At 61.5% G+C, this 18,098-nt stretch carries 16 protein-coding genes and 1 tRNA gene; 9 read left to right on the forward strand and 8 right to left on the reverse strand.

The features are described from left to right. Positions 1 to 142: 142 nt before the first annotated feature. The 3 genes from AB2N08_RS13210 to AB2N08_RS13220 all read right to left on the reverse strand — a co-directional run bounded on the left by AB2N08_RS13210 (position 143) and on the right by AB2N08_RS13220 (position 3,310). Positions 143 to 985 carry an endonuclease/exonuclease/phosphatase family protein gene (locus AB2N08_RS13210; protein ID WP_367611114.1) on the reverse strand — a complete coding sequence of 281 codons (843 nt, stop codon included), beginning with the start codon at positions 983 to 985 and terminating at the stop codon, positions 143 to 145. A 132-nt stretch (positions 986 to 1,117) separates the two neighbouring features. Beyond that, complete coding sequence (gene tsaD, locus AB2N08_RS13215) at positions 1,118 to 2,158, reverse strand: tRNA (adenosine(37)-N6)-threonylcarbamoyltransferase complex transferase subunit TsaD (RefSeq protein WP_367611115.1); 1,041 nt, start codon at positions 2,156 to 2,158, stop codon at positions 1,118 to 1,120. 90 nt (positions 2,159 to 2,248) lie between these two features. Next, positions 2,249 to 3,310, reverse strand: coding sequence for a 3-deoxy-7-phosphoheptulonate synthase (locus tag AB2N08_RS13220; RefSeq protein ID WP_367611116.1), 1,062 nt, complete (start codon positions 3,308 to 3,310; stop codon positions 2,249 to 2,251). Between the two features lie 149 nt (positions 3,311 to 3,459). On the opposite strand from AB2N08_RS13220, the gene ybiB reads away from it, so the two are divergent. From ybiB to AB2N08_RS13255, 7 genes are all read left to right on the forward strand, one after another. Continuing rightward, positions 3,460 to 4,437 (forward strand): DNA-binding protein YbiB, encoded by a 978-nt coding sequence (gene ybiB, locus AB2N08_RS13225; protein ID WP_367611117.1) that lies wholly within the window; start codon positions 3,460 to 3,462, stop codon positions 4,435 to 4,437. 57 nt (positions 4,438 to 4,494) lie between these two features. Next, positions 4,495 to 5,712, forward strand: coding sequence for an NAD(P)/FAD-dependent oxidoreductase (locus AB2N08_RS13230; protein ID WP_367611118.1), 1,218 nt, complete (start codon positions 4,495 to 4,497; stop codon positions 5,710 to 5,712). A gap of 95 nt (positions 5,713 to 5,807) precedes the next feature. Further along, positions 5,808 to 6,020, forward strand: coding sequence for a 30S ribosomal protein S21 (gene rpsU / locus AB2N08_RS13235; protein ID WP_005665410.1), 213 nt, complete (start codon positions 5,808 to 5,810; stop codon positions 6,018 to 6,020). A gap of 127 nt (positions 6,021 to 6,147) precedes the next feature. Then, positions 6,148 to 6,597, forward strand: a complete 450-nt coding sequence (locus AB2N08_RS13240) for a GatB/YqeY domain-containing protein (RefSeq protein WP_367611119.1) — start codon at positions 6,148 to 6,150, stop codon at positions 6,595 to 6,597. A 273-nt stretch (positions 6,598 to 6,870) separates the two neighbouring features. Beyond that, positions 6,871 to 8,667, forward strand: a complete 1,797-nt coding sequence (gene dnaG, locus AB2N08_RS13245; RefSeq protein ID WP_367611120.1) for a DNA primase — start codon at positions 6,871 to 6,873, stop codon at positions 8,665 to 8,667. A 227-nt stretch (positions 8,668 to 8,894) separates the two neighbouring features. Continuing rightward, on the forward strand, positions 8,895 to 11,150 hold the full coding sequence (gene rpoD, locus AB2N08_RS13250) for an RNA polymerase sigma factor RpoD (RefSeq protein ID WP_367611121.1): 2,256 nt from the start codon (positions 8,895 to 8,897) through the stop codon (positions 11,148 to 11,150). Positions 11,151 to 11,264: 114 nt separating this feature from the next. Further along, a tRNA-Ile gene (locus AB2N08_RS13255) sits at positions 11,265 to 11,343 on the forward strand. A 129-nt stretch (positions 11,344 to 11,472) separates the two neighbouring features. Here AB2N08_RS13255 and AB2N08_RS13260 read toward each other — a convergent pair. After that, positions 11,473 to 12,180, reverse strand: a complete 708-nt coding sequence (locus tag AB2N08_RS13260; protein ID WP_367611122.1) for a hypothetical protein — start codon at positions 12,178 to 12,180, stop codon at positions 11,473 to 11,475. After that, on the reverse strand, positions 12,177 to 12,923 hold the full coding sequence (locus tag AB2N08_RS13265; protein WP_367611123.1) for a hypothetical protein: 747 nt from the start codon (positions 12,921 to 12,923) through the stop codon (positions 12,177 to 12,179). The genes AB2N08_RS13260 and AB2N08_RS13265 overlap by 4 nt, the downstream gene beginning before the upstream one ends. A 283-nt stretch (positions 12,924 to 13,206) precedes the next feature. Between AB2N08_RS13265 and AB2N08_RS13270 the strand changes: the two genes are divergently transcribed. Continuing rightward, complete coding sequence (locus tag AB2N08_RS13270; protein WP_367611124.1) at positions 13,207 to 13,809, forward strand: hypothetical protein; 603 nt, start codon at positions 13,207 to 13,209, stop codon at positions 13,807 to 13,809. A 4-nt stretch (positions 13,810 to 13,813) separates the two neighbouring features. Here the strand turns inward: AB2N08_RS13270 and AB2N08_RS13275 are convergent, their stop codons facing one another. From AB2N08_RS13275 to AB2N08_RS13285, 3 genes are all read right to left on the reverse strand, one after another. Further along, complete coding sequence (locus AB2N08_RS13275; RefSeq protein WP_367611236.1) at positions 13,814 to 14,959, reverse strand: HAF repeat-containing protein; 1,146 nt, start codon at positions 14,957 to 14,959, stop codon at positions 13,814 to 13,816. A 49-nt stretch (positions 14,960 to 15,008) separates the two neighbouring features. After that, positions 15,009 to 16,184 (reverse strand): HAF repeat-containing protein, encoded by a 1,176-nt coding sequence (locus AB2N08_RS13280; RefSeq protein ID WP_367611125.1) that lies wholly within the window; start codon positions 16,182 to 16,184, stop codon positions 15,009 to 15,011. A 243-nt stretch (positions 16,185 to 16,427) separates the two neighbouring features. Further along, entirely contained in the window at positions 16,428 to 17,390 is a 963-nt protein-coding gene (locus tag AB2N08_RS13285; protein ID WP_367611126.1) for an MBL fold metallo-hydrolase, read from the reverse strand. Between the two features lie 225 nt (positions 17,391 to 17,615). Between AB2N08_RS13285 and AB2N08_RS13290 the strand changes: the two genes are divergently transcribed. Continuing rightward, positions 17,616 to 18,089: a hypothetical protein gene (locus AB2N08_RS13290; RefSeq protein WP_367611127.1), complete on the forward strand. Its 474-nt coding sequence runs from the start codon at positions 17,616 to 17,618 to the stop codon at positions 18,087 to 18,089. Positions 18,090 to 18,098: the final 9 nt, after the last annotated feature.

An 18,098-nucleotide genomic window follows, 5' to 3' on the forward strand; every position in this document is an offset into this window, starting at 1 on the left:
TAAGGGTTGGCACAAGCTGGTCTTCACCTCAATTGGTAGTAGCTAACCACCAATGAGAACAAGATACAAGGGTTGGCGGCTATGCCGCCGACGCGGCGATGGTTGGCGCCAAGATCACTCGGCGCGAAGACGAGGCAGGTATTTATGTCAGATCCAACACCACCGGCTGGTGGTCCGACGCCGCCGTTTCTGACAGCACATCAAGCGCCGTCAGGCGCGGTGCCAGATCGTCGGTGACAAAGAAATAGTCGTAGCACTCAGGCCGCTCGGGCCACGGGTAACCGTGCAGCCCGGTGGTCGGCGCGCGCGCGCGGTCGCCATGCACCACTTGCCAGGCGTCGACCAGCGCCAGTGCGCTGCCTTCCGGCGGAGCCAGCAGGGCTGCGTAATCGGGCGCATCGGGCGCGAAATTGAAATCGCCGCACAGGATCGCCGAGCCGGGCCGAAAGCCGAGCTGGAACGGCGCATCCAGGTTCGGATCGGGCTGGAACAGCAGGGCTCTGGCACTGGCCTCGGCATGCAGTTCGCGGATACGGTTGACCTGCGCCATGCGCTGAAGGGGTGAATAATATTCGAGATGCGTGGTGAGCAGGCGCAGCTTGCCGCCAGGCGCTTCGACAACAGTTTCGAGCAGGCCGCGCGGCATGCCGGCCGCATCGGGATCAGCCGGCCACGGCAGCACGTGGCGGTGCACTTGCGAGATGCGGTACTTGGACAGGATCAGGTTGCCGAACAGGCGCGGTACATTGTTCTGGTAAATCTCGCTCGGTGCGTGCTCCATCGCGTGGTAGCCGCCAAAGGCGCCGGCGAGTTGCTTGAACTGGTTGGCGCTGGCGCTGCCTTCGAGCTCGGGGTGATTGGCAGCCACCTCTTGCAGGCAAATCACATCAGGGTTCAACCGGCGCAGTACGTCGATCATCGCGTGAATGCGGATCCGACCGTCCTTGCCACATCCCCAATGTATATTCCAGCTTACTACGCGCATTGTTCACCTCCGTAAATCTTGATCGACGGATATTGCCACCGTTTGACGGGCAACGGTCACACCGTAGGATCGGTGTCAGACAGGCAAGTTCAATGGCGGCGGCAGGCTTTTGCTCGTGTTTTCTCGCTGTGTTCAGGCCGCTTCAAGCTCATCCAGCGGCCAGCGCGGGCGCACATTGAACGCATAATCGCGCTGCGCCAGCGCAGGATTGCGCTCCAGACGCATGGCGCCGGCAAAGGCGATCATCGCGCCATTGTCGGTGCAGAATTCCAGTTCCGGATAATAGACCTTGAACTTGCGTTTCGCCGCCGCCGCATTGAGCGACGCGCGCAATTGCTTGTTGGCGCCAACGCCGCCAGCAATCACCAGGCGGGTCAAGCCGGTGTGCTTCATGGCGCTGACGCACTTGGCGGTGAGCACGTCGACAATCGCATCGACAAAGCCGCGCGCGATATTCGCCTTGTCCTGCTCGGGAATATTCGCGATCACTTTTTCGTCGTGGTTCTTGACCACGGTAAGCACCGCCGTTTTCAGGCCCGAGAAGCTGAAATTGAAGTCCTTGCTGTGCAACATCGGTCGCGGCAATTTGTAGGCCGCCGGGTCGCCACGCTCGGCCAGCTGCGAGATGGCCGGGCCACCCGGATAACCGAGGCCCAGCAGCTTGGCCGACTTGTCGAACGCCTCGCCGGCGGCATCGTCCAGCGTCTCGCCCAGGAGCGTATAGCTGCCCACGCCATCGACGCGCATCAGTTGCGTGTGCCCGCCCGACACCAGCAGGGCGATGAACGGAAAATCCGGGCGTTCGCTTGCGAGCAGCGGCGAGAGCAGGTGCCCCTCGAGGTGGTGCACGCCAAGCACCGGCTTGTCGAGCGCCAGCGCCAGGCTGCACGCCACCGACGAGCCGACCAGCAGCGCGCCGGCCAGGCCCGGGCCTTGCGTGTAGGCGATCGCGTCGATGGTCGAGGCCGGAATGCCGGCGCGCTTGAGCACCTCGTCCAGTAACGGAATGGCGCGCCGGATATGGTCGCGCGACGCGAGTTCAGGCACCACGCCGCCATATTCTTCGTGCATCGCCACCTGCGAATGCAGGGCGTGGGACAGCAGGCCGCGCTCGGTGTCATACAGAGCAAAGCCAGTTTCATCGCAGGAGGATTCGACGCCGAGAACGATCATGTGGGAGCAGGGGAGATTGAGCGGAACCGGGCATTCTACCGTACGGTCGCGGGCTGCGCCGACCGTACGTGCATCAAGACGTCATGGCAATCAAGGACGCTGCAACAATTCCTTGTGCGCTTCACGCAGCATCGTTGCCGTCTCTTCCCAGCCGATGCAGCCATCGGTCACCGAGCAGCCATACGTCAGCTGCGACAGGTCGCTCGGGATCGCCTGGCTGCCGCTGACGATGTTCGACTCGATCATCACGCCGACCAGCGACTTGTTGCCATGGCGGATCTGCTGGATCACGTCGGACATCACCAGCGGTTGCAGTTCCGGCTTCTTGTAGCTGTTCGCGTGCGAGCAATCGACGACCAGGTTGGCCGGCAACTTGGCCTTGGTCAGCGCCTGTTCGGCAATGGCCACCGACACCGAATCGTAGTTCGGCCGGCCGCCGCCGCCGCGCAGCACGACGTGGCCGTAGGCGTTGCCGCTGGTGCGCACGATCGAGACCGAGCCCTGGCCATTGATGCCCAGGAACGCATGCGGGTTGGACGACGACAGCACCGCGTTGATCGCGATGCTCACGTCGCCATCGGTGCCGTTCTTGAAGCCCACCGGCGTGGACAGGCCGGACGACATTTCGCGGTGCGTCTGCGACTCTGTCGTGCGCGCACCGATGGCGGTCCAGGCGATCAGGTCGCCCAGGTATTGCGGCGAGATCGGATCCAGCGCTTCGGTCGCGGTCGGCAAACCGATTTCACAGACATCCAGCAAGAACTTGCGCGCGCGCTCCATGCCAACGTCGACGCGGAACGAATCGTCCATGAACGGGTCATTGATATAGCCCTTCCAGCCGGTGGTCGTGCGTGGCTTTTCGAAATACACGCGCATCACCAGCACCATCGTCTCGCTGACCTCATCCTGCAGCGCCTTGAGCCGGCGCGCATAGTCCAGGCCGGCTTCGGGATCATGGATCGAGCACGGGCCGACGACGACAAACAGGCGTTTATCGCTGCGATCCAGGATATTGCGCAGCGTTTCGCGGCCTGCCATCACGGTGGCATAGGCGCGGTCGTTCAGCGGCAGGGTCGCGTGGAGCTCGACCGGTGTTGGCATGCGGGCGAACGAGCTGACGTTGGTATTTTCGATTTGAGGCGTACTGTTCATGTTGCAATCTACATTTCTTCTTGGGGATGGATCAGTGTAGTCGGAAATTGCTGTATGTGCACATGGCAAGCACCAAATGAGGGCATTGGTCGGCACGGCGTCACCCGTGCGTGCTGCCGATCTACCACGTTCCCGTGTATCCTTTTGCCATGACTACCGATATCGAACGCTTTGTCGCAGCCCCCTTCATCAAGGAAATCGGCCGCGGCGTGAAAGGGGCGCGCAGCATGTCGCGCGACGACGCGCACCGGCTGTACGCAGCCATCCTCGAGGGCCGCGTGTCCGACCTCGAACTGGGCGCGATCCTGCTCGCCATGCGCATCAAGGGCGAGTCGGTGGACGAACTGGCCGGCTTCATGGACGCGGCGAGCGCGGCGTTCACGCCATTGCCGGCGCCGCGCGGCGAATTCGCGCCGGTGTCGATCCCCACCTACAACGGCGCGCGCAAGCTGGCCAATCTCACGCCGCTGCTGGCGCTGTTGCTGGCGCGCGAGGGCGTGCCGGTACTGGTGCACGGCGTGAGCAGCGATCCGGGGCGCGTCACCACGGCCGAAATCCTGCACGCGCTCGGCGTGGAAATCGTGACCACCGGCGCCGAGGCGCACAATGCGTTTGTCCATGGCCGCGTGGCCTTCATGCCGATCGAGCACCTGGCGCCAGAATTGGCGCGCATGCTGGCGCTGCGCCGCGTGCTGGGCGTGCGCAATTCGACCCACACCCTGGTCAAGATCCTGCAGCCATTTGACGGCCCGGCGCTGCGCCTGGTGTCGTACACGCATCCCGAATACCTGGAAACGCTGGGCGGCTACTTCGAAGGCGTCGACAGCGCCACGCAGGGCGACGCCTTCCTGATGCGCGGCACCGAGGGCGAAACCGTGGCGCATCCGCACCGCGCCCAGCGGATCGACTGGTGCCACGCCGGCCAGCGCGCGCTGCTGGTCGAGCGCGACGCGCCGACCGACGATCTGTCGATCGTGCCGGACGGGCGCGATGCGGCCACCACCGCCGCCTGGATCGGCGCCGCGCTGCGTGGCGAGGTGCCGGTGCCGCCGTCGATCGCCACGCAGGTGGCGTACTGCGTGGAAGTGTCGCGCAAGATCCGCGCGCGCAGCCTGCCGGCCGGGTAGCTGTTCGCCGCTGCTTCACTGACATACAATGTCGGGTTGAGCAAAACGGTGGCAGGCATGGCAAATCAATTCGATGTGGCGGTAATCGGCGCGGGCGCGGCCGGGATGATGTGCGCGGCCGTGGCGGCGCAGGGCGGCAAGCGCGTGGTGCTGATCGATCACGCGGCCAAGCTGGCCGAGAAAATCCGCATCTCGGGCGGCGGACGCTGCAACTTCACGAACGTGAATGCCGGGCCGCAGCATTACCTGTCGAACAATCCCCATTTCTGCCGCAGCGCGCTGTCGCGCTACACGGCGCAAGACTTCCTGGCGCTCGTCAAGAAATACCGGATCGCGCACCACGAAAAGCACCGCGGCCAATTGTTCTGCAACGATTCTGCCGAGCAGATCATCGCCATGCTGCGCGCCGAGTGTGATTTGGGCGGCGTCGAATGGCGCATGCCGTGCAAGGTGGCGGGCGTGGAAAGGGTCGATGCTGGCTTTGCCATCGATACCGATGCCGGCGAGCTGCTGGTTGGTAGTGTCGTGGTCGCCACCGGCGGGCTGTCAATCCCGAAGATCGGCGCGACCGATCTCGGCTATCGCATCGCCACGCAATTTGACCTGAAACTCATCGAGACCCGTCCCGGCCTGGTGCCGTTGACGTTTGACGGCCCGAGCTGGGAGCCGTTCGTGCCATTGGCCGGCATCGCGCTCGAGGTGGAAGTTACTACCGGCAGCGGTAAAGGCAAGGGTTCTCTGCGAGGCCACTTCCGCGAAGATTTGTTGTTCACGCACCGCGGCCTGTCGGGCCCGGCGATCCTGCAGATTTCCAGCTACTGGCAGCCCGGCACGCCGATCGTCCTGAACCTGTTGCCCGAAATGGATGTGGCCGATACGCTGATCGGCCTGAAAAAAACCGAGAAGAAACAACTGGGCAATGTGCTGGCAGGGTGGCTGCCGACGCGCCTGGCTGAAGGCCTGCTCGCAGCTAATGGTTTCGATGGGAGCGCGCGCCTGGCGGACATGGCCGACGCCAGATTGCGCCTGCTGGGCGACGCCATCAACCGCTGGGCCATCGTCCCGACCGGCTCGGAAGGCTACCGCAAGGCCGAGGTCACGCTGGGCGGTGTTGACACCAGGGGCCTGTCGCAACAGACGATGATGGTCAACAATGTGCCGGGCTTGTACTTCATCGGCGAGACGGTCGACGTGACCGGCTGGCTCGGCGGTTACAACTTCCAGTGGGCCTGGGCATCGGGTGTTGCGGCCGGGTTGGCATTGGCAAAACCGTGACGTTTGAACACACCACTTCGTGATTAAAGCTTCCACTGGACCGCAAACGATGCTAGAATTTCGTTCTTCCCTAAATCCAACGGTTTGATTTTTACATGACCACTATCCGCCTTAAAGAAAACGAGCCGTTCGAAGTCGCCATGCGTCGCTTCAAACGCACCATCGAAAAGACCGGTCTGTTGACGGAACTGCGCGCACGCGAGTTCTACGAAAAACCGACCGCAGAACGCAAGCGCAAGCTGGCAGCAGCAGTGAAGCGTCACTACAAGCGCATCCGCAGCCAGCAACTGCCGAAGAAACTGTACTAAGACAGTTCAGACGGCCAAGACCCGGTGACGGCATTGCCAGTCCCGGCGAGTCGCTGAAGTCCGCAAACCCGCTTCGGTTTCGCCGCAGCGGGTTTTGTCGTTTAACCCTTTTGAAAACGGAGATCCCATGAGCTTGAAAGAACAACTGACCGAAGACATGAAAAACGCCATGCGCGCCAAGGACACCGGCCGCCTGGCCGCTGTGCGGCTGATCATTTCGGAAGTCAAGCGCAAGGAACTCGACGAGCAGACCCAGCTGGACGATACGCAAGTGCTGGCCGTGATCGAAAAAATGATCAAGCAGCGCAAGGATTCGATCACCCAATTCGAAGCCGGCGGCCGCGCCGACCTGGCCGACATCGAGAAGGCCGAGATGGTCATCCTGTCGGCCTATATGCCAGCAGGCCTGTCGGACGAAGAAATCGCCGCCGAAGTCGCCGCTGCCGTGGCCGCAACCGGCGCCACCGGCCCGCAAGACATGGGCAAGCTGATGGGCGTGCTCAAGCCGAAACTGGCTGGTCGCGCCGACATGACCGTGGTATCCAGCCTGGTCAAGAAAGCTCTGGCCGGCGCGTAAGTTGTTGTTCGCTAAATGAGTTAGCGTAAAAACGTCATTCCCGCGAAGGCGGGAATCCAAGGTCGCAAGCGCAGCCGCGCAGAAATTTGTATCAGCTGCGCATCGAACTTGGGTTCCCGCCTCCGCGGGAACGACGTGCATCTGGCAGCTGGAAATCGCGGTCGGGTGGCCCGCATGCTTCTACCGCCTCCAAACTTTGCAACTTGTTGCATATCAATTTGCAGCAGGCGCTGCGGTATAGTCTGGCCCTAGACAAACACTGTGTAACCTCAAGTGATTCCGCAAACCTTCATCACCGATTTGCTCAACCGGGTCGACATTGTCGATATCGTGGGCCGTTACGTCCAGCTCAAGAAGGGCGGGGCGAACTTCATGGGCCTGTGCCCATTTCACAACGAAAAATCCCCCAGCTTCACGGTCAGCCCGACCAAGCAGTTCTATCACTGCTTCGGCTGTGGCGCGCACGGCACGTCGATCGGCTTTTTGATCGAATACTCGGGCATGGGCTTCGTCGATGCGGTGAAAGATCTGGCCCAGAACGTCGGCATGATCGTGCCCGACGTCGATGACAAGATCCCGCCAGCACAGCGCGCCGCCCAGCAGGCGCAGTCGCTGGCGCTGACCGATGCGCTCACGCAAGCGTGCACGTTCTACCGCGCCCAGTTGCGCGAGGCGCCGACCGCCATCGCCTACCTGAAGAATCGCGGCCTGACCGGTGAAGTGGCCGCCCGTTTCGGCATGGGATATGCGCCGCCCGGCTGGAACAGCTTGCAGTCGATCTTCCCCGACTACGATGCCCAGGTGCTGGTCGAGTCGGGCCTGGTCATCGACAAGGTCGATGAAGAAGGCAACCACCAGCGCCGCTACGACCGCTTCCGCGAGCGCGTGATGTTCCCGATTCGCAACACCAAAGGTCAGGTGATCGGCTTTGGCGGCCGCGTGCTCGACGGCGGCGAACCGAAATACCTGAACTCGCCTGAAACGCCGCTGTTCCAGAAAGGCCTGGAACTATACGGCCTGTTCGAGGCGCGCCAGGCGATCCGCGACGCCGGCTATGTTCTGGTGACCGAAGGCTATATGGACGTCGTCGCGCTGGCCCAGCTTGGCTTCCCGCAAGCGGTGGCTACCCTTGGCACCGCCTGCACCAGTACCCACGTGCAAAAGCTGCTGCGCCAGACCGACGATGTGATCTTCAGCTTCGATGGCGACAAGGCCGGCCGCAAGGCCGCGCGCCGCGCGCTGGAAGCGTGCCTTCCGCAAGTGAGCGACAACAAGACCATCAAGTTCCTGTTCTTGCCGCAAGAACACGACCCGGACAGCTTCGTGCGCGAGCGCGGTGCAGATGCCTTCGAGCAAGAAATCGCCGACGCCATGCCGCTGTCGCAATTTTTGCTGCGCGAAGTGACGCAAGAACACGATCTCGATACGCCCGAGGGCCGCGCCAAGTCGCAGTTCGACGCCAAGCCGCTGCTGCAGTCGATGACGCCGTCGAGCCTGCGCCTGCAAATCGTGCGCGGCCTGGCCAGCATGACCCAATCGACGCCGGCGGAGATCGAAAGCCTGTTCGAGTTGTCCAAGCCGGTAGCGACCGCGCGCCGCGCGCCGCCGCGCCAGGGCCGGCCCGAGCCCGTGGGCCTGGAGCGCAAGATGCTGCGCATCCTGGTCGCGCATCCGCACCTGGCGCTGGAACTGGACGACGCCGCGCTCGGCGCCTTCGATTATTTCGGCGAGGAGGGCGCAGACCGGCTGCGGCACCTGATCGAGACTGCCCAGGCGCTGGGTCCCCATGGTACTTTTGCTGCCCTGTCACAACAGTTGCATGAAGTAACGAATGAGTACGACGGCATGATCGCAGAAATCGCCGCCGAGCCCGAAAACGAAGTTGATGGCGACCGCATTGTGTTGCTCAGTGCTGTGCGCCAGATCAAGATGGATTCATTAAGAGAAGAACTGAACCAGTTGTTTTCTGCCGGCTTGACCCCAGATCAGGTCAGTACTCGCTACCGCGAGATTACTGCCCAGCTGGACCTTCTTGAACGAGAAGCCACTGCGGCGATGGCGCCCCGATGAACGCCGGTTTCCTCCCCGGAAGCCCAGGCGTTCATGACTGGAAAAAGAAAGGGTGCGTGCTATAATAAAACGCTAACTATTGCAACTGTTGAAACCCTTTTTGGTTCAATTGCGTGCGTGGTGTTTCAGTTAGCGAGGCCATGGATTTGTGCCTGCAGGATGATGAAGGTAACAAAACTTTATTTTTAACCATCGTAAAGTTCGTCGTTGTGACATCGAAAGCGCCTGTGCCAACCAAGAAACCCGAAACCAACGTGGCTGCCGCGACCACGAGAACGTCCGCTGCCAAGGCTGACAATTCGCAAGACAAGGCCGAGGTTCGTACAGCGACCTCAGCGCCTGTCAACCAGACGACCGATGCGGCCACGCTTGCCGCCATCGACACGTCGGGCTACGTCCTGCCATCCGTCAAGGTGCCGGGACGGCGCGGTCGCAAGCCAAAAGAATTCACCCCTGAAAACGACGAGATCGCGGCGCTGAACGCGGTCGAGCGTGCCGAGCTCAAGGCCGCAGACAAGGCCAAGGCCAAGGACCGCAAGGCCAAGGAGAAAGCGCTGCTCAAGGATGCGTTCTCTTCCGACACCGAGGCCAGCGAAGAAGAACTCGAGCTGCGCCGCAGCAAGCTCAAGGCCCTGATCAAGTCGGGCAAGGAGCGCGGCTTCCTCACCTACGCCGAGATCAACGACCACCTGCCAGAGAATATCGTCGATCCGGAAGCGATCGAAGGCATCATCGGCACGTTCAACGACATGGGTATCGCTGTCTACGAGCACGCGCCCGATGCCGAGACGCTGCTGCTGTCAGACAACGTTCCGAACGCCACTAGCGACGATGAAGCCGAAGCGGCTGCCGAAGCTGCGCTGTCGACGGTCGACTCCGATTTTGGCCGCACCACCGATCCGGTTCGCATGTATATGCGCGAGATGGGTTCGGTCGAGCTGCTCACGCGCGAAGGCGAAATCGAGATCGCCAAGCGTATCGAAGATGGCCTGAAGGACATGATCCAGGCCATCTCGGCCTGTCCGGTGACGATCGCCGAAATCATCGGCACCGCCGCGAAGATCGACAGCGACGAAATCAAGATCGACGAAATCGTCGACGGCCTGGTCGATAACGAAGGCGAAGACGACACGCCGCAAGTCGCCGCGCCCGCCGCCAGCGAGTCGGACGACGACGAGGACGAAGAAGAAGAGGAAGAAGGCGAAGAGGAAGAAGAAGAGGCCCCAAGCAACTCGGGTGCCGCTGGTTACTCGGCCGAGCAACTCGAAGCCTTGAAGGTCACCGCTCTTGGCAAGTTCGCCGAGATCGCCCAGCAATTCGACAAGATGCGCAAGGCGTTCGAAAAGGACGGCTACAACTCGAAAGCCTACGTCAAGGCGCAGGATGCGATCTCCAACGAGCTGCTGGGCATTCGCTTCACGGCCAAGGTCGTCGAGAAATTGTGTGACACGCTGCGCGGCCAGGTCGACGAAGTGCGCCACATCGAAAAGCAGATTCTCGACGTGGCCGTGAACCGCTGCGGCATGCCGCGCGCCCACTTCATCAAGGTCTTCCCGGGCAACGAAACCAACCTGGAATGGGTCGACGGCGAAGTCAATGCCGGCCACGCCTACAGCGCCATCCTGGGCCGCAACATCCCGACGATCAAGGAACTGCAGCAACGCCTGATCGACCTGCAAGCGCGCGTCGTGCTGCCGCTGCCAGACCTGCGCAACATCAACCGCCAGATGGCGGCCGGCGAAATGAAGGCGCGCAAGGCCAAGCGCGAAATGACCGAGGCCAACTTGCGCCTGGTAATTTCGATCGCCAAGAAGTACACCAACCGCGGCCTGCAATTCCTCGACCTGATCCAGGAAGGCAATATCGGCCTGATGAAGGCGGTGGACAAGTTCGAGTACCGCCGCGGCTATAAATTCTCGACGTATGCGACGTGGTGGATCCGCCAGGCCATCACCCGTTCGATCGCCGACCAGGCGCGCACGATCCGTATTCCGGTGCACATGATCGAAACGATCAACAAGATGAACCGGATTTCGCGCCAGATCCTGCAAGAGACCGGTGCCGAGCCAGACCCGGCCACGCTCGCGATCAAGATGGAAATGCCGGAAGATAAAATCCGCAAGATCATGAAAATCGCGAAAGAGCCGATTTCCATGGAAACGCCGATCGGTGACGACGACGATTCGCATCTGGGCGATTTTATCGAGGACAACAACACGCTGGCGCCATCGGACGCCGCGCTGCACGCCTCGATGCGCGGCGTGGTCAAGGATGTGCTCGACTCGCTGACGCCACGCGAAGCCAAGGTGCTGCGCATGCGCTTCGGCATCGAGATGTCGACCGACCACACGCTGGAAGAAGTGGGTAAACAGTTCGACGTGACGCGTGAGCGGATTCGTCAGATCGAGGCGAAGGCGCTGCGCAAGCTGCGTCACCCGTCGCGCTCGGACAAGCTCAAGAGCTTCCTCGAGAACAACAGCTGATTGTCACTGCGGGCTTGACGGGCCTGTACTAAAGGCAATATGCTCTCGCCACTTCGCTCGCTGCATTCGTGCAGATGCGCTGGTGGCGAGTTCTTTGTCACCGTCCCAGTTTCTGGGCCTCTAGCTCATGCTTGGTTAGAGCAGCGGACTCATAATCCGTTGGTGCCGTGTTCGACTCACGGGAGGCCTACCAACAATTCGAGAACTTACGCATTGGTAACTTCTTGACATCATTATCACTGCAATAGATCGTCTATCTGCGCCGATAACCTGATTTCAGGCTAGCGCCGCTGGCGACTGGCTCTTTTTGCTGCAGCAGCGCTTAAGCAGTCGTCACGGCGAGCAATATCGAAGCGGTCGTCAGCGCGCAGGTTCCACAACCAACGAGCGCAATATAGGCCAGCTGGAAAGCGGCTTTGGCCAGCCCGCGGCTGAGTCTTGACCAGACGCTGTCGATTTTATATTGGTGGCCTGCCAGCAGATCGTTGATGGTCTGCGGGGACGGAATGGTCACGCCTGGAGGGATATTCGCAGGCGGGTGGCCCGCCATCAATCGTCTGGCTCGCGGCGTCAGCCAGAAACCGCCGATTATCTTGATGATCCTGGTCCTGTTGGTGCTCGCACTGCGATCGATATCATAGACATAGACGCTGACGAGCAAGCTATAAACGATGAAAGCGATCAAGACCCCGGCGCCTAACGCCATACTAAACGTCTGTAAGTCGTCCGGCGTTAATGTGTGATTCTTGAACCGAAACCAGATAATGGCAATTGCAATGCCAATCAGGAGACTGCAGACTTTCTGTGCGGAACGGGGCAGATCTTCCTCCGCAGGCTCCCAATCGAAGGGACCCTTCCAGCAGAGCATAACGGCGCCGACGGCGGCGATCAATGTGCCCGCAGCGGCCACGGTTTCGCTGAGCGCGCCAAAGTCGGATACTGGGTTAATTTCCTTTGCATCGCCCGCCAGGCACACGCTCAGAAGCGCTAATCCGACATTGAGACGACGAGTCAAGGTCATCGCGTTCATACATTGAGGCGAATATCAAAATCATGAGGCACGTCAAAAATTCCTCGGTCGTACAAGTCATTGATTATCGTGGTCAGTTTGAAAATATAGCGTCCCGGCGGTATCAGACCTCTTACTGGTGACGTTGGCGCGGCGAGTACGGTAAAAGCGATGTAGTAAATTGGGGAATATTCGACGCGTGCCCCTGACGTTAGCTTCGATGTCACTTTAACGCTCAGCATTGTGCCACCGCTGAACATAGGTCCGCCGACGAGCGCATCCATGCGTGGAAACATGAATTGCCCAATTAGCCTACGCAGGACAAACGATTTCAGCGCCTTGTAAAACCCGTCAAGGACTTGCTCGGTTGGCGCTCTATCCAGCTGAAATGCTGGAGGTGTAGTGAATTCACTGATTCGCTCTACGAGAGCATCTGCGATCGGAACCACCGACTGGTCAGACAGCACAACTGCGTGAAGATACTGCTCGTAACGGTTGTTCAGCACCTGCCGTTTAAGTTCAGAACAGTTCTGCTCAATGTCCGCCGTGTATATGCCCAATCCGCGTAGCAGATAAACCGAATCCGTGGGCTTTTCGCTGGCGAGGTCGGTCCTGATCTCGTCGACGATTGGCTCAACGATATCTGACAGCCCTTCCGTTAATACGTCTTCCATCTTGTTCCGGTACATGGCGATCCGTCCCCGAACGTCATGTCTCATCTGGTGCAGCAGTGCGGCCTGCCGTTGTTGTAGATATTTGGGCATAGAAACTCCGTCATGGGGCGTGAGGGCAAGAGTCCTCAAGGAGAGAGATAATTTTCTGTCGCAAACAACAATATATTTCTATTTGGTAATGTGTTTGATTTTTATCAATCTTGTCCTCTTTTGAATACCGGCCACTGTGCACTCGAAGAGGGCGGCGCTGACATTGCCCGGCTGATGCGTGACTTCCTTGGTCGCAAGATCAGACGTTGAAGGACTTGCCCGTCGGTCATGCATAATGATGGCCTCCCTTTCGTGGGGCCACATGACTCTTGAGAAAATTCGCATGAGCGACAACGTCAACGCAGCAGTGCAACTCACAAGCAACGACATCGACGTCGGCGCACGCATCGTGCAAGCCCTTGTATATCAGGCGACATTCACGCAGGGCGCGCCCATCGTCTACAAGGATCTGCTCAGACTGGCGCGGCAGTTGCACCCCAAGGATCTGGTCCTCGACCGCGCAGTCCCGGTTGGCATCGGCGCCAAGCTGCTGTTTGTCGAAGCATTCTGCGCAGCCAATGCTTACCCGAACCTGGCCTGCCTCGCCATCAATCCAACCACCATGCGCCCGCCCGAGCGCTACCAAGGCGACTGGGACGCCGACCGACTCGCCGTCGTCGCTTACGACTGGTCTGTCGTCGATGCGCAACTGACCACCTACGCCAGCCAGGCACGGGCGCTGGTGCCGGCCCGCCTGAAGCCCCGCAAGGAGCGGCCTGCCGACGTTTCCTGGTACGCCTATTTCTGCTCGCACCGCAAGGAGTGCGAATGGATCAAGCAAGAAGACAAGCAGGAGATCATCAACCTGATCATGGCCGGGCTCGATCCGGAAACCTCGCTCAAGCGTGTCCAGACTGCCAAGGCCGAGTTCGGCGACACAGCGTAGGCTCTTAGTGCGCCACTGGCCTGGCAACTTCACGCGCCACAGCGGCCGCTTCCTGCTTTCCCTGCGCCGTCGCAGCCTGGGGCGAAACTGGCGGCTCGACCGCCGGTTCTTCGTCCGGTTCCGCTGCCGGAACCGCATTCGTGTACGGTCTGACCAGGTCGAGCCGGACCGTATATTGCAGCCCGTTGCGCCGGGCCGATGCGAGGATCTGGCCTGCGTCGTTGATCGCCGTTGGATACAGGATATTCCAACCCTGCCTGGGCTCGATCAGCACGTTCAGGCTTTGCATTCGCTGGCCGCGCCAGATGAAACCGCTCAGTTGATCGCTGTAGCCGACGACGTGGCCACGGTTGTTGATGGCATCGCCTCTGCTGTATGGATGCGACGAACCCGGACGCGTATCAATGGGGACGATGCGGCCACGGTGGTAGAGGAAGGCGACACGAGAAGGACCGGTCGCCAGCGAGCCGTAGCCGGTGACCTGGCCTCGATCGTTGATCGCCAGACCGCTGATCGGCACGTCGCCAAAGTCGCCCATGTCACCAAGAGCACCTCTGGTCCAGATGAAGCCGCGTAACGGTCCCTCGATCGGAATGGCCGGCGAGGACCTGCCAGTGATCTGGTTCCTGTTATTGAGCGCACTGCTGGCAGTGGCAAGGAATGCGTCAGGGTCGGCGCTCGTGTTCGGCAGAAAGCCGAGCCTTGTCAGTGCGCCATTCGGCGCGCGCAGGTAGCTGCTGCCGCCGTCGTTTGCGCTGATATAGCCGGCATTATTGATGTCGGTCCATTCGGTGCGCGTGGTGCCGATCACGCCGATATCACGAAACTTGCCTCTGTCGTGGATGTAACCGCGCACCTGGCCTGCCCGGGTGGTCCAGTGGCCCAGTACTTGACCCTTGTCGTTGATGGCGACGGCGTTGCTGGACACACCCCGGTAGGCGCCCAGGTCGACCAGGCCCTTGCCGCGGTTGAGGAAGGCGTGGGTAACGGTTGCGCTCACCCGGTAGTAGCCGACAACCACGCCGGCCTCATTGATGTCGAGACCGATGCTCTCGAGCGGGCCGACCACCGTGACCTTGTACTCGGCGTGGGCCAGGGCGGCAGCGGCCGCGGTGAACGACAGCAGGACCAGACACAGGTGATGAAGCATTCGCACGATATTCTCCTTGATGCAGGGTACGCATAACGGTGGACCTGGGCTACTGCGCCACCGGTTGCGCGACTTCGCGCGCTTGCGCTGCGGCTTCGGCCGCCGCCATAGTCGCATCCTCGCCTGGCGCCGCTGACTGTGCGCTCATTGCGGCCTCGGGGTCTGGGCCGAGCGCCGGAGGTGGATCGCTGATCGGGCGGATCAGGTCCAGGCGCACCGTGTACTGCACGCCATTGCGCGTCGCGACGGCTGCAATCTGGCCGGCATCGTTGATGGCGCGCGGGTCGGTGATGTCCCAGCCAAACCGGGGATCGATCAAGGCGTTCAGGCTCTGCATCCGCCTGCCGCGCCAGATAAAGCCGGACAGGTGATTACTGCTGCCGACCACGTAGCCGCGGTTGTTGATGCCGTTGCCGCTGCTGTACTTTTCCTCGGTGGCGGGGCGGTTGTCGAGGGAAACCATCCGGCCGGCTGCGTACAAGAAGGCCACTGCGTTGTAGGTGCCCGTCTGCAGCGCCGCCGAGCCGGTGATCTGGGCATGGTCATTGATATCGTTGCCCACATTGGGGGCGTACCCGAGGTCGCCGAGGTTGCGCAACGCGCCCTGGATCCAGATGTAGGCGAGATAGGAGTCGTCCGGGACCGTCATCGGACCGGACTGGCCGGTAACCTGGTTGCGGTTGTTCAGCGCAAAGGCCTGGTTCACCCTGGGCTCACCTTGCCCGGGCCACATCCCCGGCAGGTTCCCAAGGTTGGTAAAGCGGCCGGCCCGCGTGCGCAGGTAGCTGAATTCATTGCCAGATTGGGATACCTGGCCGCGCACGATGACATTGCCGGCGTTGTTGATGTCGATATAGGTGGTGTTGGTGCCGGGGATGGCGCCGATATCGCGCGCCTTGCCGCAGGAATAGATGAAGCCACGCCACTGGCCGGCGGAGGTGCGCCAGTTGCCGAGCACCTCACCACGGTCATTGATCGCCACGGCATTGCTCTGCGTGCCTGTCAGAGTGCCGAGGTCGACCAGGCCGTTGCCACGATTGAGAAAGGCGCGGTTGCGGTCGGTGCCGACCGTGTAATAGCCCACCACCACGCCGATCTGATTGATGCCCGTTGGCCGACTGTCGGCCGGGCCCACCACCGTAACACGGTATTCGGGATAAGCCATGGCGCTGCCGGCCACGGCGAACAAGAGCAGCAACAGAGTGAAGCGACAATGCATCAGCATGGCAATCTCCTGGTTGATCGTGGAAAATTTTCTCTTGAAAACAAAGAGTTACGCGGTATATGCGCTGATCCATCAACCAACGTACGCCGTCATCGTTTGGAAAATTTGAGAGCGCACAAACAGCGCGGGCAGATGCCGGCTGCATATGTCGAATCGATCAATACGCGCATCGATCGCATTGGTGCCAGGAATGATGTCGTTGTGCGCGGACATTGCCATGCCCGTAGAGCCGCTGCCGAACGACTATTGCCCCACATGCTCCAGTGCGCCGCTGCGCGAGAGCACGTAGTGATCGAGGTCGCGCGCCAGCATCAAGTTGCCTTTGTACTGCGCACGCGCCTCATCCTCGAGCAGCGACATCGGCAGCGCGCCATGGTCTTGATAACGCGGGCTGAAATGCGTCAACACCAGATTGCGCACGCCGGCCTCTTCGGCAAAGCGCGCCACCCGCAGCGCCGAACTGTGCTGCGGCCCTGGCCCGATCTTCTGCAGCACTTCTTCGGTGTAGGTTGCCTCGTGCACCAGCACATCGGCGCCATGCGCCGCGGCGGCCAGCAACTCGGGCCGATCATTGTCGCCAGCGACCACGATACGGCGGGCGCGGCGTGGCGGCAGCAGGTAGTCACCGGCCGCAATGACACGCCCATCGTCCAGCGTCACATCGCGCCCTTGCTGAATCTCGCCCCATAGCGGCGACGCCGGCACCGCATCCGCACGCAATCTATCAGTATCAAGACGGCGCTCCATCGCTGCCTCGGTAAATCCGTATGCCCAGCACGGCACGCCATGCGACAGCGCCGTCGCGTCCACCGCCAGCTCGGGCAGGAGCGGCGCGACAGCCAGGTCGGCGGGTGTCAGCCAGACGACCGGGAAGGGCAGGCTCAGCTGACTGGCCACCATGATGCATTCGATCATCCCGCGCAGCGGCGGCGGGCCGACGATCGTCAGCGCGTCGCTGCGGCCCGACATCGCGGCGCTGGCGAGCAACCCTGGCAGGCCGTAGCAATGGTCGCCATGCATGTGGGTGATGAACACGGCGCGCAGGCTCATGATCGACAGGGGCGTGCGCAGGATGCGGTGCTGCGTACCCTCGGCGCAGTCGATCAGCACCCATTGCCTGGCGCCGCGCAGGCGCAGCGCCAGGCCGGACATATTGCGTTGCCGGGTCGGCGTGCCGGCGGAGGTACCCAGGACAATGATTTCCATAAGCGGTTCTCGAAAAGTGACATCGCCATTATCCGGAAAGACGACCGGAACGGGCGCGCAGGCACACTCACGTCATCTTCGATTAGTTAGCAACGCTTTGAGGTTTCTCAATATGGTGGCCGTACATTCATAACGGGGCGCACTTGTATGGCGCGCTGGTGTCTGACCTGGAGGGAGTGCCGCCATTGTGACGGCCATGCCCGACTTCTCGTGAAGGAAAACATCATGCGTACCCATTTACTGCGCGCCGCGTGCGCGGCAGCGGTCGCTGCATTGCTGGCGGCAGCGCCGGGCGCCGCAGCGCAAGCTCAGTCGCAGCAACAGCAGCAGCAACAGCCGCAGCAACCGCAGTCCACCGAAAGCATGGCAGGCCGGCAGCAAGTGCCGATCGCCGCCATCAGCTGCACCCGCACCGGCCCGCCACCCACGCCCGTCACGCCGGCCTCTGAAGTACTCGACGCCATCGACGGCGCCTATCGCCTGTCGAACGGGCAAAAGCTCGGCCTGGCCAGTCTCGACGAGCGTGTCGTGGCCGACTTCGGCCGCTGGCACCAGGTCCCGCTGGTGGCCGTCGGCCCCGACCGGTTCGAATCGCGTGATGGCCTGGTGCGGCTGCGCTACGAATCCGCCGAGCGGGTCGACCGGATTATCGTCAGCTATCCGGCCGACCGGCGCGGCCGCTACGTTGATGTCTGCTGACGCGGCTGG

Source organism: Massilia aurea, from assembly GCF_040790145.1.
GTDB classification, from domain to species: Bacteria; Pseudomonadota; Gammaproteobacteria; order Burkholderiales; family Burkholderiaceae_D; genus Telluria; species Telluria aurea_C.

Bases quoted from the DNA above. Each gene is read 5' to 3' on its own strand.
- AB2N08_RS13290 (WP_367611127.1), top strand. From the start codon at position 17,616: ATGCGTACCCATTTACTGCGCGCCGCGTGCGCGGCAGCGGTCGCTGCA.
- ybiB (WP_367611117.1), top strand. From the start codon at position 3,460: ATGACTACCGATATCGAACGCTTTGTCGCAGCCCCCTTCATCAAGGAA.
- AB2N08_RS13220 (WP_367611116.1), bottom strand. From the start codon at position 3,310: ATGAACAGTACGCCTCAAATCGAAAATACCAACGTCAGCTCGTTCGCC.
- AB2N08_RS13230 (WP_367611118.1), top strand. From the start codon at position 4,495: ATGGCAAATCAATTCGATGTGGCGGTAATCGGCGCGGGCGCGGCCGGG.
- AB2N08_RS13265 (WP_367611123.1), bottom strand. From the start codon at position 12,923: ATGCCCAAATATCTACAACAACGGCAGGCCGCACTGCTGCACCAGATG.
- AB2N08_RS13210 (WP_367611114.1), bottom strand. From the start codon at position 985: ATGCGCGTAGTAAGCTGGAATATACATTGGGGATGTGGCAAGGACGGT.
- rpsU (WP_005665410.1), top strand. From the start codon at position 5,808: ATGACCACTATCCGCCTTAAAGAAAACGAGCCGTTCGAAGTCGCCATG.
- tsaD (WP_367611115.1), bottom strand. From the start codon at position 2,158: ATGATCGTTCTCGGCGTCGAATCCTCCTGCGATGAAACTGGCTTTGCT.
- AB2N08_RS13240 (WP_367611119.1), top strand. From the start codon at position 6,148: ATGAGCTTGAAAGAACAACTGACCGAAGACATGAAAAACGCCATGCGC.
- AB2N08_RS13285 (WP_367611126.1), bottom strand. From the start codon at position 17,390: ATGGAAATCATTGTCCTGGGTACCTCCGCCGGCACGCCGACCCGGCAA.
- AB2N08_RS13260 (WP_367611122.1), bottom strand. From the start codon at position 12,180: ATGAACGCGATGACCTTGACTCGTCGTCTCAATGTCGGATTAGCGCTT.
- AB2N08_RS13270 (WP_367611124.1), top strand. From the start codon at position 13,207: ATGAGCGACAACGTCAACGCAGCAGTGCAACTCACAAGCAACGACATC.
- AB2N08_RS13275 (WP_367611236.1), bottom strand. From the start codon at position 14,959: ATGCTTCATCACCTGTGTCTGGTCCTGCTGTCGTTCACCGCGGCCGCT.
- AB2N08_RS13280 (WP_367611125.1), bottom strand. From the start codon at position 16,184: ATGCTGATGCATTGTCGCTTCACTCTGTTGCTGCTCTTGTTCGCCGTG.